Origin of the sequence: Myxococcus llanfairpwllgwyngyllgogerychwyrndrobwllllantysiliogogogochensis (assembly GCF_006636215.1) — a bacterium.
Classification (GTDB): domain Bacteria; phylum Myxococcota; class Myxococcia; order Myxococcales; family Myxococcaceae; genus Myxococcus; species Myxococcus llanfairpwllgwyngyllgogerychwyrndrobwllllantysiliogogogochensis.
In genome coordinates this window covers 1-14,669 of the sequence record NZ_VIFM01000101.1, presented here as the reverse complement: position 1 = coordinate 14,669, position 14,669 = coordinate 1, and the positions used below count along the sequence as shown (strand labels likewise).

Sequence of the window (14,669 nt, the reverse complement as noted above, 5' to 3'; positions counted from 1 at the left end):
CAGCCCCCGTGAGGCATCACGGGACGCTGGAGGGCGTCGCGGTTCAGGGCGACTGGCGCAGTCCCCTCGGTAGGGGACTCCAGACGAGGTCCAACGAGGCCCCCCAAGGACCATCGGACCGGTGCCATGCGGCGTGCGCACCGGCCCGTGGGCTCATTCAGACAGGCCCTGGCTCAAGGCTCCTCGGGCTCCTCGGGTTGCTCGGTCACCTCGCAGTCCTCGACGGGAGTGGGGCCGCCCTCGCCGACAGGCACACGGACGCTCACTCCGCCATCACAGCGCTTCACCCCCGCGTCAGTGATTCCCGCGTCGGCCACTCCCGCGTCGACACTCGCGTCAGCGATTCCCGCGTCGAGCACGCCGCCATCCCAACCCGCGTCACCTGGGCCCCCGTCGTATCCGGCATCCACGCCCGCGTCCGTGCCGGCATCCACGCCCGCGTCGGGAGTTCGACAGACCTCCGTGCGCTGGTAGAGCGCCTGGCAATGAAAGCCCTCCGGGTCGCCCTCGTACGTCACCTCTGGCAATTCGGGATCCGTTCCGTACCAGTGGCGGCTGCCGCGAGTGCGGAACTGACACGTCGTGCTGCCACCATTCGCACAGGGGCAGTTTTCCGAAACCTGCCACCCCACGAACTCGAGCAGGTCATGGTTGTCCGCGAAGGCATACCGCTGCGGCGTGGAGAGCGTCACCAGGTCGCCTGGCTCCAGAGGGAGGAATGACTCGTGAGGCCCTGGATAGGGCGACTGGGGATGACTGGCGCAGGCCATCAACGGGGCGCCGTTGGGCCCTTCGGTGAGCGTGGTGGTGGTGCCTTCCAAATCGGTGCGCTCGATGGTGAAGCTCGCACAGAGCGGCGCCGTGAGGGGTGAGGTGCAGGAGTTCTCTCCGGAGCCTCGCGCCGCGACAACAATGGGAGCGATGCTGACGCCGAGCGCCACCACCCCCGTCGTGCCATCCACACACTTCTGCGCACCGGGCTTGAAATCCACCGCGCCTGTTCCTTGACGCTTCTTGGTCAGGTCCGTCAGGTCGGTGAAGGTGGTGCAGCCCAGCTTCCACGGCGTGGTGCAGCAGCACTCGAGCGCCTTGATGTGGTTGTCATAGAGCGTATGGAATTCGGCCTTCGTGGCGGGAAGCACTTCCGGCATCCAGTGGCTCTTCGGCCACACGCCGTTCGCCGCGTTGCGTCCGGGGATGGCGGCCTTGTCGACGGACCTGGGGAACCAGTCCGCGCACGTGTTCTTGGTGCCGATGCGGTGACAGGTGGTGCACTCCTGATTGCCGACATTCCCATCACCGTCCTTCACTTGAGCGGTGGTGACCGTCTCCGGCTTGGGCCACCCACGCCCTGCGTTCGTGAGATAGGCCTCCTCGACGAGCTTGTACTTCCCCTTCTTGAATCCCGCGGGCAACCCATCCACGGTCGCCGCCACCTGGTCGATGTAGGGCGAGTGCATCCAGGGGTCACTGTCATGGCACTTGGAGCAGTGCAGGCTGGAGTTGTCCCGGAGCCGTTGAGGGCTGATGTAGAACGCCCTGGCCGCCGTGGCGGCGGCGCGCTCCGCCGCATCCGCGGAAGCGGGGTCCGCCATCGGATTGGGCACATTCTTGCCATTGAGGTCCGCGCCGCTGCCGCTCAAGGCCTGGAAGTAGCATGTCGCCCCCGACGTCTTGTTGGCGACGACGATGGCGACATCCTGAAAGCTCTCCGACGTATCCAGCCCCGCCTTGTAGCGGCGGCAGATGACGCGCGCCTCCGTGTTCGGGTTGCTCGTCTTGAGCTTCAAGAGGCGTGCATTGTCGACGCAGTACTTGCCGCCAAGGTCCAGCCACACCGGCTTGTCACAGGTCATGCCGTCTGGCGTGTTGGTGGTGTGCAGCAGCGTCCCGTCCCGGCAGTTGAACGTGGCGTCCGTCAGCCGCCCCAGCTCCGCGCGACACGATGCGGCGTACTCGGTGATGTTGCTGCCGTCCACCAACCCCTGCCCCTGTCGCGCCAGGACGACACCGTCGAGCGGCTCGGGAGGCTCGTCAGCCTCTCCTCCCGTGCAGCCCAGGAACAAGGTGGAGACGACGAGCAATACTCCGGCGACGGCAGACTCGGCTGCACGACACGTTCGCATGGGGACTCCCAGGGGTGGGAGTCGAATCCAAACAGAAAGTCGGAGCGCGCCGCGCCCACCGGGCCTCGCATCTCGTGGGAACTGTCATCGAGAGGACCCGCCGCTTCTCTCCGGCCCGGCGCTGCTCGCCCATCACCTTCGCGATGACGCGCTTGCGACACGGGCGCATCCCGCCCGAGCCGTATCTTGCCCGGGTGGCCTGGACGAAAGACGGCTGGCTCGCCGCCCGTCGTCATCCTCACGCGGACCGCGAGCTGCTTCAGGTCATCGCGAACTGCCTCATCGGGTTCCATGCGGAGGAGGACGCCAACGACAGTGGAGTGCTCCGCCCCACGGGCTGAAGAGAGGCGAGCCCCTCAGTAGCAACTCCAGATGAGTTCTTCCGAGCAGGTACAGCCACCCAACTGCCCGTTGTCGTGGTAGCAGACGACCTCGCTGGAGGCCCCCGAGCACAGAAAGCTTTCATACGACGCGCATGGCGGCAGCAGGTGAGCGGGCTTCTCGGACACCGTCGCTTCGGCCCCGAGCGCCGGGGGACAAGCCGCGCGACACCACGTGAGGGATTGGGCACACAGCGCCTTGCCCGGGCCGCTTCCGGCGTTCTCCCGCATGCAGGCAAGGTACTCGGACTGACAGGCCTGCTGGCACGTCACGGCCTGCTCCGACACCGTCTGCTCGAAAGGCTCCTGTTCCGCGCCACCACAGCCCACCAGCACGCACAGGGCCCACAGTCCTCCGACAAGGATGCTCGGCTTCATCGACAATCTCCTGGCTTGAGGTCGATACGTCGCGTGAATCCTACCACTTCGGCCGGCGTGTGCTGGCATGGGCTGTCGAAAGCGCGGGCAGTGGCGGAAGTGACGGCGCGCTACTGGCTGAAGAAGCCGCGGGTCTACAACAACGGCGCTTCCTTCACTGCCATGTTCGACAAGAGCGGCACCTGACCTTGAGGCGGGCGCGGAGCACTCGGGACACCGGGAGATGAAGTCCGACGGCCCGCGGAGCAGCGCCTCCGCGGGACTCGAGTCCTCTCAGTAGGCGTAATAAACAGGCGCCGTGGTGCTGGTGAAGACGTTGTAATCCGTGGCCACGTAGTTGCCGCCACTCCCCGTCTCGCCGGGGAGCGGGCCCGTCTTCGTGCCGTAGACGACCAGCGTTGTGCCAGCGTCCGTCTGGTCCAGGTTGCAGACGGGGACGTTTCCGGCGCCGAAGTTCACCACGATGTTCGTGTCACGCAGCTTCGTGAGCGTGGCCGCGTCGATGTGATTGACCTTGCACTGGGTGTTGGCACTGCCGCTCGGGGACTGCTTGTACGAGAAGGCCGTGGTCAGGCCCACGCTGGTGCCGAGCGCAGCGATGTGTGGAGTGTTGTAGGAGCGGCCCAACTCCACTCTGGCCGCGGGATACGGACACGTCCCCGAGGCATTGCGCGTCAGGGTGATGGCATGGCGCGGAGGAAGCTCCACGGGAATCACGGCCGAGGAGAGGGTGAACAAACAGCCGCCGAAGGAGCTGGTGGTCAGCGCGGCCTGCTGCGCGTCCAGCGTCTCCTGGGAGCCTCCCCTTCGGGAAGTCCACCACAGACAACAAGGGACACTGCGGCACACGCAAAGGCAATCTGCTTGAAGACAGTCATGACGTGAGAGACTCCGATGAGAGGAGGACAAGGACTCTATCGCCGTCCCTCAACGACTCACAGCGCGGACCGCCCTCGCGGAATGCAACGCACCGGCGACACGATTCGCCAGCATCGGCTCTCATCTTCCAGGCACCGAGAACCAACAGGTGTCTCGCTTGACCACGCCCAGAGCGTTCGCAAGGCGCTGGTCGATTGGCGCGCCATGCCTGGGTTTGCACCGGCCGGGCGCCTCGCAAACCCTCACCTGACTCCCGAAGTCGCGCCTCGTAGAGACCTCCACCTCCGCGCTCATCGGCCTGCGTCCGAGCCTCGCCGACCCCGGTGTCCCCCTCACCCGCGACGCCCGGACGACACCGTCCGTGAGCGCCCCTCACCCCCAACTCGCACGGTGCGGCTTGACCCGAGGCCCGTATTCACGGTACTGATCTTGATATTGATACTGATTATCAAAATCAACTGAGCTCGACAGCATCGAGCCGGATACGGAGGGACGAGACGTGGCACGTGATCTGGGACCGAGGGGCAAGATGTGCCGGCGACTGGGGATTCCGCTCTCGCGAATCACCGCGAAGGACCCGGACAAGGACCCGGTGCTGCGGCGTCCCTATCCGCCCGGCCAGCACGGCGCCACGGCGCGCATGGGCAACAGCGACTTCTCCCGGCGGCTGCGGGAGAAGCAGAAGCTGAAGCTGTACTACGGCCTGCTGGAGAAGCAGTGCCGCCGAGCGTTCATGGAAGCGCGTCGCTCGCCGGGCAACACGGGCACGGTGTTGTTGCAGTTGCTGGAGAGCCGCCTGGACGCGCTGGTGTTGCGCGCGGGGCTGGCCACGAGCATCCGCCAGGCGCGCCAGTTCGTCCGCCACGGGTACTTCCAGGTGAATGGCGCCGCCACGGACATCCCCAGCTTCCGCGTCAAGCCGGGCAGCGAGATTCGTTACCTCCCCGCCCACCTGAAGCTGCTCATCGTCCGCGAGTCCTTCGAGCGGATGAAGGGGCGCTCCGTACCGCCGTACGTGCAGGTGCTCGGTGACGGAGAGGGCCTGCGCTTCGTGCGCACCCCGGAGCGGGAGGAGATTCCCGTCGACGTGAACGAGCCGTTCATCGTCGAGTACTACGCGCAGCGCAGCTGACGCGGCGGGCACTCGGAATCACCGCGAATGGGTCTGCCTCCAGGGCCTCCCATTCGCGCCCGAGGCCCCCCGTTCGACGGACTCCCAGGCGCGTCACACCGAGGCGCCTGGGTGCTCAGGGCAGCAGCGCCGCCTTCAACTCCGCCATGGAGTGGAACAGGTGCGCGGGAGCATGGCGCGCCAGTGCGTCCGCCAGCGTGTAGCCCCATCCCACGGCGGCGGCGGGGATGCTCGCCTCTCGCGCCGCCTCGATATCGCGAATCTCGTCGCCCACCGACAGGGCCTCGGTCGTCGTCACCCCGGCGCGCTTGAGCATGCGTCGGAACTTCGCGGCCTTTCCGAAGATGGCGGCGCCACAGTCAAAGTGCGTCACCGAGTCGACGACGGGGCCCAGCACCGAGCGCACCGACACCTCGCTGTCCGAGCTGATGATGGCCACCGTCACCCCGGCGTCCTTCAGCTCCGCGAGCAACTCCGGCACGCCCGGGAACAAGGGCGTGGAGGCGGCGGCGGACAGCTTCTGCTTGCGCATGTAGCTGACGATGGCGGGCAGCCGCCACATGGGCACCTTCGTGTGCGCCATGATTTCGCGTCCGGACATGCCTCGCATCGCCTCGAACTCCGTCGGCGTCAGCCGTGAGAAGCCGAAGCGGTCGGCCATGTCGTTGAAGACGGAACGGAACCACGGCAGGGAGTCCGCCAGGGTGCCGTCGAAGTCGAAGATGACCAGGCGATAGGGAGACATGAGGCGCTGCGGAGTCATACCAGAAACCCCTCACGACGCGCGCCGCAGGCTCCGCACCACGCTGACAACCTGCTCGTGGACGAAGCGGATGGCCTCGTCGTCCTCGGACGCGCTCCGCCAGAGCAACTCCATGGGAGCGCCTCTCAACGTGAAGGGCGGCTTCAGCTGACGAAGGAACGGGCGCAGCGCCACCACGTCCCGAGCGACCATCCCCGGCACGGTCGCGACGAGCGTGCTGTTCTCCAGGAGGGCGCCCAGGCCATGGAACGTGGGAATCGACACCCTCACCCGCCGCTGGTGGCCGAGCACATCTTCCACCACGCCGCGCAGGTCTCCGTTGTACGAGACGATGACGTGCTCCTGCGCCAGGTAGCGCTCCAGCGTGAGCGTCTTCCCGAGGCGAAGCCGACGCGCGTCGTGCAGACACGTGAAGTGCTCGGTGAACAGCTCCAGTCGCCGCATGCCCGAAGGCAGCTCATCCGCCACCGTCACCGCCAGGTCCACCGCCGACGCGCTCAGCAACCCTCCCACGGTGCGGAACTGCACCGGAAGCACGACGAGCTTCAGGTGAGGGGCCTCACTCGCGAGCGCCTGGAGCAGGCGCGGCAGAAGCCAGGACTCACTCGCGTCGGAGAGGCCAAGGCGAACCGTTCGCTCGCTCGTCCGTGGGTCGAACGCCAGGGGAGCCAGCGCGGCCTCCACCAGGGCCTCCAGGTGCGGCCTCGCGGAGGCCAGCAGTCGCCGCCCCCGCGCGCTCAAAACGAGCCCGCGCCCATCCCGGACGAACAGCGGTGAGCCCACCGCTGACGTCAGGCGCCGTAGCGCCGCGCTCACCGCGGGCTGCGTGAGATAGAGGCGCGCCGCCGCCGCCGTGACACTGCCCAGCTCCGCCACGACGACGAAGACTCGCAGCAGGTTGAGGTCCAGCGACTTCTCATAGATGGCGTTCATGTTCTGGATGCATCCTATTGATTGGATTTCAGGATGGCGATTCGCGAATTCTTGTCACGTCGGCACGACAAAGGGAGACGCGATGAGCACGCAGGAAGCCAGGCAGACGCGGCACACGGTGAAGTTGGGTACCACGGGACCCGAGGTCTTCCCACTCGGCCTGGGCTGCATGGGCATGTCCGGCATGTACGGCGCCACCAACGACGACGAGAGCCTGCGCACCGTGCACGCGGCCACCGAGCGCGGCGTCACGCTGCTCGACACGGGCGACTTCTACGGCATGGGACACAACGAACTGCTCGTGGGACGCGCCATCGCCGGGCGCCGCGAGCGGGTCCAGCTCTCCGTGAAGTTCGGCGCGCTCCGGGGCCCGGATGGAAGCTGGCTCGGCATGGACCTGCGCCCCGCCGCCGTGAAGAACTTCGCCACGTATTCGCTGAAGCGCCTGGGCGTCGACGTCATCGACATCTACCGCCCCGCACGGCTGGACCCGAACGTCCCCATCGAGGAGACCATCGGCGCGATGTCGGACCTGGTGAAGGCGGGGTACGTCCGCCACATCGGGCTCTCCGAGGTCGGCGCCGAAACCCTCCGCCGCGCGCACCGCGTCCACCCCATCGCCGACCTGCAAATCGAGTACTCCCTCGCGAGCCGGGGCCCCGAGTCGAACATCTTCCCTACCCTCCGGGAACTCGGCATCAGCGCGACGCTCTACGGCGTCCTCTCCCGAGGACTGTTGACCGGGAGCAAGCCCACCGGCGCCGGTGACTTCCGCGCCCATCTGCCCCGCTTCAGTGGCGAGCATCGCGAAAAGAACGAGGACGTGGTGGGTTCGCTCCACCGCTTCGCGCAAGAGCGGCGGATGTCGCCCGCACAGCTCGCCATCGCCTGGGTGCTCGCACGACAGCCGGGGTTCGTACCGGTCATCGGGATGAAGAACGTAGCGCAGCTCGACGACGCGCTGGGGGCCTTGAATCGGCCCCTGACGAGCGAGGACGTCGCCGCGCTCGACTCACTTGGGGCCGTCTCTGGTGGACGCTATGGGCCCGAGCAGCTGCGCTTGCTGGACAGCGAGCGCCGGTAGCGCCCACGCCCAATTGGAGCCCCTGCAACGTCAGACAGAGCCGCTAGAGTGGTTGGTGCGATGCGAGCCATCATCCACGTGGACATGGACGCTTTCTATGCGTCCGTGGAGCAGCGGGACAACCCAGCCCTGAAGGGCAAACCTGTCATCGTTGGCGGGCATGCCCAGCGAGGCGTGGTCGTCGCCGCGTCCTATGAAGTGAGACCCTTCGGTGTGCGCAGCGCCATGCCCATGGCGCGCGCGGTGAAGGCCGCGCCCCATGCCATCATCGTCAAGCCACGCTTCCCCGCGTACGCGGAGGCCAGCGAGCAGGTCTTCTCCATCTTCGAGCGCTACACCCCGCTCATCGAGCCCTTGTCCCTGGATGAAGCCTTCCTGGACGTCACGGCCTCGGTGGGCCTGTTCGGCTCGCCCGCGGATATCGCGCGGCGCATCCGCAAGGACATCGCGGACGAGCTGAAGCTGCCGTCGTCCGCGGGCATCGCCACGGTGAAGTTCGTGGCGAAGATCGCCTCGGACCTGGCCAAGCCCAACGGCCAGCGGGAGGTCCGCGCGGAGGAGACGGTGGCGGTCCTCGCGGGCCTGCCGGTGTCGCGCCTGTGGGGCGTGGGGCCAAAGACGGAGGAGGCCCTCCAGCGCTCGGGGCTGAAGACCATCGGCGACGTGGCGACGAAGGACCCGGAGTGGCTGGAGGCGCGGCTGGGCACCAGCGGTCGGCACCTGTGGGAGCTGTCGCAGGGCATCGACATGCGCGAGGTGGTGCCGGACCGCGCGGCCAAGAGCGTGGGCGCCGAAGACACCTTCGAGGAGGACCTCGCGGGCGTGGAGACCCTCAAGCCCCACGTGCATGCCCAGGCGCTGCGCGTGGCTCGGCGCCTGCGGCGCGCGGGCGTGAAGGGCCGCGTGGTGCAGCTCAAGCTGAAGCTTTCGGACTTCACGCTCCTCACCCGCCGCACCACGCTGCGCGAGGCGACGGACGACGGTCAGACGCTCTATCGCACCGCGCTGGAGCTGCTGGAGCGCTCACACGAGGGCAAGCCCGTCCGCCTCACCGGGGTGAGCGTGCAGCTCGACGAGGTGCCGCCCCAGCTCGGCCTCTTCCCCGCCGCGCCGCCCCGGACGGCCAAGCTGAACGCGGCGCTGGATAGAATCGCGGAGCGCTTCGGCAGCAAGGCCATCACCACCGCGGACATCGCGGGCAGCGACGCCCCGGATGGCGACGAGCACCGCTCCGAGCGCCCCGTGGACAAGGACAAACCCAAGCGCTGAGCGCGCTCAGTCCGCGGCGGGAACCATGTCGGGCGGCGGCGGCTGGCGCGCGGCCTCGTCCCGGGACATGACCAACACGCCCACCAGCGCCAGTCCTCCACCGACGAGCTGCACCCAGTCTGGCTTCTCACCCAGGAGCGGCACGGCCCACAGCGTGGACAGCACGGGCTCACCGAGCGAGGCCACCGCCACGAAGGGCGCGGAGAGGTGACGCACGGAGGCGTTGAGCAGCGAGTGGCCGATGAGCTGCGGCACCAGGGCCAGTCCCACCAGCACCATCCAGGTGCTCGGCGTGAAGCCCGTCAGCGGCGAGTCGACGAAGCCGTGCGCCACCATCAGCGCCACCGCCGCGACCGAGTAGACGATGCCCACGTACGTGCCCAGCGACATCGACTCGCGCACGCGACGGCCCACGACGAAGTACACGCCCGCCATGACGGCACCGGCCACCGCGAGCAGGTCACCCCAGAGCGCCGTGCCTCCGGCCGCGAAGTCCCGCGCGCCGATGAGGACACTGCCCGCGAGACACAGGACAAGCGCCGCGATACCACGAGGGCCCACGCGCTCACCCAGGGCGAGCCACGCGAACAGCGTCACCCACACCGGCTGCGTGGTGACGAGCGCCACCGAGCTGGCCACGGTGGTGTACTGGAGCGACGCAATCCAGGTCGCGAAGTGCAGCGCCAGCGCCAGGCCGGACAACACCAGCAAGCCCCAGGTCCGCGCGGAGAGGGACGTCAGCTCCGAGCGGCCCCGCACCAACGCGAGCGCCAGCAGCGGCACCGAGGCGAAGGTGAGGCGCCACGCGGAGATGGCCAGGGAAGGCGCCTCCGCGAAGCGGATGAGCGGCGCGGCCCAGGACACGGCCACCACGCCCAGCACCAGTCCCCCGTAGACACGTGTCCGGGGGACCTCCACCTCCACGGGGGGCGCCGGGTTCACGCCTCGCCGGCGCCGGAGCCGGATGAAGAACCCGCTGAGGCGGAGCCCTCTCCCCCGGCACGACGACGACGACGACGACGACGACGCTTGCGCTGGCCACCGGGCTCGGAGCCCTCGCTGTCGGAGGCCTCGGGGCGAGGAGGCGGCACCTCGCCGGCCTTCCACGCGTCCAGCTGCTCACGGTGCTCTCCGGTCGCCTCCACCGTCATCTCGAACACGGTGAGGGCCTCTCCGAAGAGGGGGTGACGCCGGAAGGCCGCGCTCTTGCGGCGGCGCTCGCCGGACAGCGTGCGCTGCGCGAGCAGCAGCATGCGGCAGCGCTCGGCGATGCGGCGGGGCAGCCGGGCCGACTGGACGAAGCCGGCGAGCAGCTCCTCCACCACCTGCGACACGGAAGGACGACCGCCCTCCTGCGGCTCGGCGGGCGGGCCCGAGTGGCTGATGGGCACCAGCAACGCCGCCAGGAGGATGGCGTCGTCGAGCGGCTCACCCGCGGCCACCCGGCGGTCCAGCGCCTGCGCGAAGGCGTAGAAGGTCTTCTCGCCTTCCTTGCCGTGCTGCTTGAGGTACGCATTCACCGGCGGCAGCAGGAACTTCATCGCATCCAGCGCGTCCAGCAGCTTCAGGGCCGGTGCCGACACGCCACCACGGATGAGCCGGAAGGTCTCCTCCAGCAGACGCGCGGGAGCGCAGCGCGGCAGGTCCTCCACCGCGCCTTCCATGGCCGCGTACGTGCGCGACTCGATGTCCAGGTCCAGCTTCGCGGCGAAACGCACGGCGCGCAGGATTCGCACCGGGTCCTCGCGCATGCGCACTTCCGGGTCGCCGATGGTGCGGATGAACCGCTCGTCCAAGTCACGACGGCCGCGGACGTAGTCGATGACCCGTCCCTCGCTCACGTCGTAGAACAGGCCGTTGATGGTGAAGTCGCGGCGGCGCGCGTCCTGCTGCGCGGTGCCGAAGACGTTGTCGTGGGTGATGAGCAGGTCATCGCCCCCGGCCTCGCCCTCGTCCTCCGGCGCGGAAGGCGCCGCGGCCTCCAGCTCCGTCGGATTCGCCCGGAAGGTGGAGACCTCGATGATCTTCCCTCCCTTGAAGTAGACGTGCGCCAGCCGGAAGCGACGGCCGATGAGCCGGCAGTTGCGGAAGATGGCGCGCACCTCGCCCGGGTGGGCACTGGTGGCGACGTCGAAGTCCTTGGGCTTCTTGCCGAGCAGCAGGTCGCGCACGCAGCCGCCCACCAGGTACGCCTGATGGCCGTGCTGATGCAGCCGCAGAACCACCTTCAGGGCGTCCGGGTCCAGTTCGTCCGGGTCGATTTCCGCCGGCTCTCCCGTGGAACGGACATGAGGGGCGTGCAGCGCGCGCTCGTAGGGGGTCGGCTCGGGCTCCGGCTCGAGCACGGTGGGCACCTGCTCCACCTCGTCCTCGGCGGCCTCGGCGGCGTCCTGCGCCTCGGCGGCGGCGAGCACCTCCGCGGCGGCCAGACCCGTCTCGTCGAAGACGCCGTCGAGCGCGTCGACCTCGTCGTCGTCATCGGACTCGTCGTCGGCGTCGTCCTCGAGCGGGCTCATCTGGCTTCTGGGCTCGGGCGCTTCGTCGGCGGAGACAGCGGAGTGGGAAGAAACTTCGGGGAGGGCCGATTCGGCGGCCACGGACTCGGGGGCACTCGCCTGTTCCGAGGGGGCAGTCGTCAGCTCCAGATTGGAAGACATGGAAACCTCTTGAGCGCCGCGCTCGGAGCCCACTGCCGCCTCGGATGAGGCAACCTCGCGCGCGTCTTATCGGGCGCAGGTGGCAGCGGACCGCCGGCAGGCGGCGTTTCAGTCAAAACTCGCGTCATCACCATGGACACCCCAAACGGGGCGCTTCAGGGGCAGCCGTCTATAGCGCATCCGCCCTGGGAGGGAGTAGCGCCCTTTCTGCGGGTCCACCGGACAGGTGGAGCGCTTCCACCCCACCCGTCCCTTTTCCAGCAACAAGGGGCTCGACCGTGCATTCGGGGAGGCGTCGAAGGGCATCCTGTTCCAGGCTCGCTCCAGGCGGTGAAAAAGAGTCCGCCACGAGTATCAACCCCATGGCCGGCAGCCGGCGGCAGGCTCCCGCCCTCCCGGATGACTCTGTTCCGTATCAACACTGGAAGCGCGTGAAACGTTCTGGAACCGGCCCAAGCACCGTGCACCAGCCCGCCTGGGCAGCACCCCGGCGGGCCCGGACGCGTCCCACCCGCCTGGTCGGTCGTCTGGACACCAGGCAGCCACCCTCCCGTTGAGTTCGGGCACCCCTCGCACATGGGGTGTGCGCGCGCCGCGGCTCCTGTCCCGGCGGGCTCAGGGAGACGGCTTGGTGCGGCCCTTGTGGTTTCGCGGGAGCGCGTGGTGGATGAGGGAGACGTAGTCCACCGCCTGCACGGGCGGAGGGGGCGGCGGCGTGCCCAGCGCCGCGAGCCGCTTGCTGAACGCGGAGAGGATGTCCGGCATCGGACGCATCGCGGCGAGCAGCTTGTTGGGCCCCTCCAGCGCCTGGGACAGCGCCACTGCCGCCTGCTGCAGCGGCAGGCCCCGGCGCAGCAGGTCCTGGAAGGAGTTGGAGAGGGTGATGATGTTGTGCCCCGCCGTCTGCACCATCTCCACCGCGATTTTCAGCACCTGCGGCGCGGACAGATGCCCGTCCGCCAGCAGCACCAGCGCGGCCTGGAAGTAGTTGAAGATGGGGACGACGCGAGGCCCATACGCCGTGAAGTGCGCGGGCGGCGTCAGCTTGTCCAGGTGGATGAAGATGCGCCGCACCGGGTCCGCCACCGGAATCTGCTTCCACGCCGCGCGCACGCGCTCCGCGTCGTCCGGATAGACGCCGCCCGCCTCCAGCACCTGGGACAACACGCGCTCGTCCACGCGGCCGGCAATCAGGTCCGCGAAGAGCGAGTAGATGAACGCATCCGCCTCCGCGTCGTCACCGAAGAGGACCTCCTCGGCCTCCGCGGGCGCCTTTACCCGGCTCTCCAGAATCGCGGGCAGCTTGTAGCCCACCTGCCCGCGCAGCGCGCGGAAGCGCCCGCGCAAGAGGTTGCCGATGTTGTCCTTGAGGACGAACTCGTCCCAGCGCACGCCGTCCAGCTTGAGCTTCTCCTCCAGCACGGCGCGCATCTGCTTGGGGCTGCCGGAGACGATGCACAGCCGCGAGTCGCCGTTCTCCGACAGCTCGCGGATGAGCGCGCTCGCGCCTGGGATGGCGACCTTCTCGTGCGCCTTCTGGAAGGCGGTGCGCAGCAGGTCCTTGAGCGAATCGAAGTCCGTCTGGAGGTACGTCTTGTCCAGATCCCAGCGGTAGATGCGCCGCGGCGGTCGCGGGTCGATGCGGTCCGGCAGACTCACTTCTGAAGACCTTCCCGGATGGAGCTCCCCAGGTTGTTCGCCACCACCTTGGCGGCCACCTTGCCCGCGTTGGCGATGGCGCGCGCCTTCGAGCGCCCGTGCGCCTTGATGAAGATGCGGTCGAACCCGAGGATGGGCGCACCGCCGTACTGGTTCCAGTCGGTGATGTCCTTGATGCGCTGAATCCCGCTGGACAGCATGGCCAGGCCCGCGCGCCAGCGCAGGCTCTCCTTGTAGGCGTACTGGGCCAGCTCCACGACTGTCTCGTGCACGCCCTCCAGCATCTTCAGGCACACGTTGCCCGTGAAGCCGTCGGTGACGATGACATCCGCGGTGCCCTTGGGGATGTCGATGCCCTCCACGTTGCCGATGAAGTTGATGTCCTTCATCTCCGACAGCCGCGCGTGCGCCTCCACCACCCGGGGCGGGCCCTTCTGCGGCTCGACACCGTTGGACAACAGCGCCACCTTGGGCCGCTCGTTGCGGGAGATGATGCGCGCGTACTGCGAGCCCATGACGGCGAACGTCACCAGGTCATCGGCCGTGGCCTCCACCGTCGCCCCCACGTCGAGGATGAGGGAGAACGGGTCCTCCTTCGCGCCTCGCACCGAGCGCGTCGGATACACCGTGGCCAGCGCCGCGCGGCGCACGCCGGGGATGAGCTGGAAGTGGCGCGCGCACGCCAGCACGCCCGCGCCCGTGTTGCCCGCGGACACCAGCGCCTGGGCCTCGCCCTCCGCGACGAGCCTGGCGGCCACCGCCACCGACGCGTTGGGCTTGCGCGCCAGCGCCTCGCCGGGTTTCTCGTCCATGCCCACGAAGTCCGCCGCGTGCTGGACGGAGATGCGCTCGCCGTTGTGCTTCGTCTCCGCGAGCGCGTTGTCGATGAGCGTCCGGTCCCCCACCAGCAACGCATGGATGTGGGGTGAGTCCAGGGAGAGCTGCGCGGCTCCGCGCACCACCTCCGCTGGCCCATGGTCCGTCCCCATCACGTCGAAGGCAATCGTCACGGGCTGCGGCTGTTTGACCACCATGGCCCCCATCTTACGACCTTTGTCCGGCCCTCGCGCCTGCCATTCTCGCCTGAGTCACGAGGCTGGCCGCTACCAACGCCCCCACCACGAGCATTCCCGCCGCCGTCCCGTACGGCACCCCGGGCCCCAAGCGGGTGAAGAGCCACCCGCCCAGCGCCGGCCCCAGAATCCGCCCCAGCGAGCCCGCGGCCTGGAAGCCCCCCAGCGCCGCACCGAGTCGTTGCGGGGGCGCATGCAGCGATACCAGCGCGGACAGGCAGGGGTTCGTCAAGGCCGAGCCCACCGCCAACAGCCCCATGACGGGAAACAGCCACCCGTACGTGGGCGCCACCGGGAGGAGCGCCAGGCCCAGCGCCGTCACCCCGAAGCCCGCCG

The 14,669-nt window shown here is 68.6% G+C and carries 15 protein-coding genes; 5 read left to right on the top strand and 10 right to left on the bottom strand.

The window, feature by feature from the left end:
• Positions 1-173: 173 nt before the first annotated feature.
• The gene (locus FJV41_RS24055) at positions 174-2,126 is read right to left on the bottom strand and encodes a hypothetical protein (RefSeq protein ID WP_141644878.1); all 1,953 of its coding nucleotides are present in this window, start codon (positions 2,124-2,126) and stop codon (positions 174-176) included.
• A gap of 74 nt (positions 2,127-2,200) precedes the next feature.
• Here FJV41_RS24055 and FJV41_RS24050 point away from each other — a divergent pair, with 74 nt between their 5' ends.
• Positions 2,201-2,467 (top strand): hypothetical protein, encoded by a 267-nt coding sequence (locus FJV41_RS24050; protein ID WP_141644877.1) that lies wholly within the window; start codon positions 2,201-2,203, stop codon positions 2,465-2,467.
• Between the two features lie 15 nt (positions 2,468-2,482).
• On the opposite strand, the gene FJV41_RS24045 is transcribed toward FJV41_RS24050, so the two are convergent.
• The gene (locus tag FJV41_RS24045; protein WP_141644876.1) at positions 2,483-2,884 is read right to left on the bottom strand and encodes a hypothetical protein; all 402 of its coding nucleotides are present in this window, start codon (positions 2,882-2,884) and stop codon (positions 2,483-2,485) included.
• A gap of 33 nt (positions 2,885-2,917) precedes the next feature.
• Here FJV41_RS24045 and FJV41_RS52460 point away from each other — a divergent pair, with 33 nt between their 5' ends.
• The gene (locus tag FJV41_RS52460; protein WP_174487361.1) at positions 2,918-3,070 is read left to right on the top strand and encodes a hypothetical protein; all 153 of its coding nucleotides are present in this window, start codon (positions 2,918-2,920) and stop codon (positions 3,068-3,070) included.
• An 87-nt stretch (positions 3,071-3,157) separates the two neighbouring features.
• On the opposite strand, the gene FJV41_RS24040 is transcribed toward FJV41_RS52460, so the two are convergent.
• Positions 3,158-3,733 carry a hypothetical protein gene (locus tag FJV41_RS24040; protein WP_246137375.1) on the bottom strand — a complete coding sequence of 192 codons (576 nt, stop codon included), beginning with the start codon at positions 3,731-3,733 and terminating at the stop codon, positions 3,158-3,160.
• 529 nt (positions 3,734-4,262) lie between these two features.
• Between FJV41_RS24040 and rpsD the strand changes: the two genes are divergently transcribed.
• Positions 4,263-4,895 carry a 30S ribosomal protein S4 gene (rpsD, locus tag FJV41_RS24035; RefSeq protein WP_141644875.1) on the top strand — a complete coding sequence of 211 codons (633 nt, stop codon included), beginning with the start codon at positions 4,263-4,265 and terminating at the stop codon, positions 4,893-4,895.
• Between the two features lie 115 nt (positions 4,896-5,010).
• Here the strand turns inward: rpsD and FJV41_RS24030 are convergent, their stop codons facing one another.
• Both FJV41_RS24030 and FJV41_RS24025 read right to left on the bottom strand, forming a co-directional pair.
• The gene (locus tag FJV41_RS24030) at positions 5,011-5,658 is read right to left on the bottom strand and encodes an HAD-IA family hydrolase (protein WP_246137374.1); all 648 of its coding nucleotides are present in this window, start codon (positions 5,656-5,658) and stop codon (positions 5,011-5,013) included.
• Between the two features lie 12 nt (positions 5,659-5,670).
• Positions 5,671-6,591, bottom strand: coding sequence for a LysR family transcriptional regulator (locus FJV41_RS24025; protein ID WP_141644874.1), 921 nt, complete (start codon positions 6,589-6,591; stop codon positions 5,671-5,673).
• An 82-nt stretch (positions 6,592-6,673) separates the two neighbouring features.
• Between FJV41_RS24025 and FJV41_RS24020 the strand changes: the two genes are divergently transcribed.
• Entirely contained in the window at positions 6,674-7,675 is a 1,002-nt protein-coding gene (locus FJV41_RS24020) for an aldo/keto reductase (RefSeq protein WP_141644873.1), read from the top strand.
• 60 nt (positions 7,676-7,735) lie between these two features.
• Positions 7,736-8,944: a DNA polymerase IV gene (locus FJV41_RS24015; RefSeq protein WP_141644872.1), complete on the top strand. Its 1,209-nt coding sequence runs from the start codon at positions 7,736-7,738 to the stop codon at positions 8,942-8,944.
• A gap of 6 nt (positions 8,945-8,950) precedes the next feature.
• On the opposite strand, the gene FJV41_RS24010 is transcribed toward FJV41_RS24015, so the two are convergent.
• From FJV41_RS24010 to FJV41_RS23990, 5 genes are all read right to left on the bottom strand, one after another.
• Positions 8,951-9,886 (bottom strand): DMT family transporter, encoded by a 936-nt coding sequence (locus FJV41_RS24010; RefSeq protein ID WP_181790890.1) that lies wholly within the window; start codon positions 9,884-9,886, stop codon positions 8,951-8,953.
• Positions 9,883-11,601: a polynucleotide adenylyltransferase PcnB gene (gene pcnB, locus FJV41_RS24005; RefSeq protein ID WP_141644870.1), complete on the bottom strand. Its 1,719-nt coding sequence runs from the start codon at positions 11,599-11,601 to the stop codon at positions 9,883-9,885. Before pcnB ends, FJV41_RS24010 begins: the two co-directional genes overlap by 4 nt.
• 615 nt (positions 11,602-12,216) lie before the next feature.
• The gene (locus FJV41_RS24000) at positions 12,217-13,260 is read right to left on the bottom strand and encodes a phosphatase domain-containing protein (RefSeq protein WP_141644869.1); all 1,044 of its coding nucleotides are present in this window, start codon (positions 13,258-13,260) and stop codon (positions 12,217-12,219) included.
• Entirely contained in the window at positions 13,257-14,303 is a 1,047-nt protein-coding gene (gene plsX, locus FJV41_RS23995) for a phosphate acyltransferase PlsX (RefSeq protein ID WP_371745607.1), read from the bottom strand. The genes FJV41_RS24000 and plsX overlap by 4 nt, the downstream gene beginning before the upstream one ends.
• Before the next feature lies 1 nt (position 14,304).
• Positions 14,305-14,669: MFS transporter (locus FJV41_RS23990; protein ID WP_141644867.1), on the bottom strand; the 365-nt coding region annotated here is incomplete at its 5' end.